Genomic DNA, 551 nt, shown 5'->3' on the forward strand with positions numbered 1-551 from the left:
TTCGAAACCCAGCTCCTTGAACGCGCGCTCGGGCTCGACCGTCTCCCCACCGGTGAATCCGAGGACCGCGGCCACGTGGCCACGTACCAGGTTCAGCAGGGTCCGGTCGATCTCGGCCTCGGTCAGCCCCACCAGCCGCTCCCGCAGACCCGCCGCGGCTTCCGACTGGCCGGACCCGCCACCGGAGCGGAGTACCTTTTCGACCTCGGGGAGGTCGCCGATGAGCGGGCTCGGCCGCTCCAAGGTGAACGCGGGGGCGAACCGCTCCCAGTCCATGTCGGCGACCGTCACCACACCGTCGTCACCCACGATCGCGCCCCGCAGTGCGGCAAGGGCCAGCTCCGGAGCCATGACGAGCAGGCCGCGGCGGGCGAGCTCGCGTTCCATCCCCTCCGATGTCGCCATGCCGCTTTCGGCCCAGGGGCCCCAGGCAACGGCCGTACCAGCCAGACCCCGCGCACGACGGTCCTCCACCAGCGCGTCCAGATGGGCATTGGCCGCACCGTACGCGGCCTGGCCACCACTGCCCCACACACCGGCGATCGACGAGA

Annotated in this window: 1 protein-coding gene; it reads right to left on the reverse strand. The window is 71.5% G+C overall.

Annotated features, from left to right (window positions below; genetic code table 11):
• A partial coding sequence (locus tag KN815_RS48850; RefSeq protein ID WP_216348168.1) for a beta-ketoacyl reductase occupies positions 1 to 551 on the reverse strand: 551 nt, incomplete at both ends.

The sequence above is a fragment of the Streptomyces niphimycinicus genome, from assembly GCF_018883605.1.
Classification (GTDB): Bacteria; Actinomycetota; Actinomycetes; order Streptomycetales; family Streptomycetaceae; genus Streptomyces; species Streptomyces niphimycinicus.